The following is a 1,203-nucleotide window of genomic DNA, read 5'->3' as shown; positions in this document are numbered from 1 at the left end:
CCAAAAATATTACCTCAACGGTTCAGCTTCAGCTCGAAAGTTTTATTCAAAAACGCATGAGTAGGGCATTTTTAGAGCAGGAAATCAATGATTTGGCTCGTGATACCAAACTTGATATTAATTTTTATAGCCTCGACGGAAAGTTAGACCTGACAACACGGCCGTTGGTTTATGAATATGGTTTGCTCTCGAACTTTATCAATCCGGAAGCTTATCATAGAATTATCGAAGAAAAAGAAAACGAAGCTCTTTTATCCGAATCGCTCGGAAGTTTGCATTATAAAACTGCTTACATGAGTATCAAAGGACACGATAGTAAGCCAATTGGTGTAATCGGGATTCCGTTTTTTGATGCAAAACCAACGCTTGACCGCCAAGTGACCGACGTCGTGGCTTCGATTTTGAGCGTTTTTGCTTGGTTATTCTTGATTTTATTGATTCTATCATATTTTGCTTCAAATATCCTTACGCATCCACTTCGTTTGGTTGCTCAGAAATTAAAGAAAACCAATCTGGATAAACTAAACGAACGTTTAGAGTGGAATTCGGATGATGAAATTGGTATTTTGATGCGTGAGTATAATAAAATGTTGAAGAAGTTGGAAGAGAGTAAAGTGGCGTTGTCGATGAGCGAAAAACAAACTGCATGGCGAGAAATGGCCAAGCAAGTTGCTCACGAAATCAAGAATCCGTTGACACCGATGAAACTCTCGATTCAGCAATTACAGCGGACGATTGTGGTAGATAATCCGAAAACTAAAGAACGCATTGCCCGTGCCTTAAACTCTTTGACCGAGCAGATTGATAATATCAGTGAAATTGCCAATTCGTTTTCTGAATTTGCCAAAATGCCCGTGCCACGCAATGAGGTTTTCGATCTCGTGCCATTGATTCAGAAATCTGCCGATTTATACGCTGAAGACGAACGAATTTCGCTCAATGCTTACATTAAAGAAAAAGAAGCGTGGGTTGTGGGCGACCGCCAGTTTATGAGTCGGGTAATTACGAACCTGATTATCAACGGAATACAGTCAGTGCCAAAAGAAAAACGTGCGATTATTAACCTTCGATTGTATCGCAATGAAGATGATAATATTGCCATCATCGAAATTCAAGATAATGGTTCGGGGATTCCAGAAAATATTCGCCAGCGAGTATTTATTCCAAACTTTACAACCAAAGTTGGTGGGTCGGGACTTGGCT

The 1,203-nt window shown here is 40.0% G+C and carries 1 protein-coding gene; it reads left to right on the top strand.

What is annotated here, in order from left to right; translation table 11 throughout:
- Positions 1-56: 56 nt before the first annotated feature.
- Positions 57-1,203, top strand: a 1,147-nt coding sequence (locus tag ACOVO2_RS04650; protein WP_421768843.1) for a sensor histidine kinase, incomplete at its 3' end; no start/stop codon positions are given.

The sequence above is a fragment of the Emticicia sp. genome, from assembly GCF_049241225.1.
Taxonomy (GTDB): Bacteria; Bacteroidota; Bacteroidia; order Cytophagales; family Spirosomataceae; genus Emticicia.
This window is presented reverse-complemented; position numbering and strand designations above follow the sequence as displayed.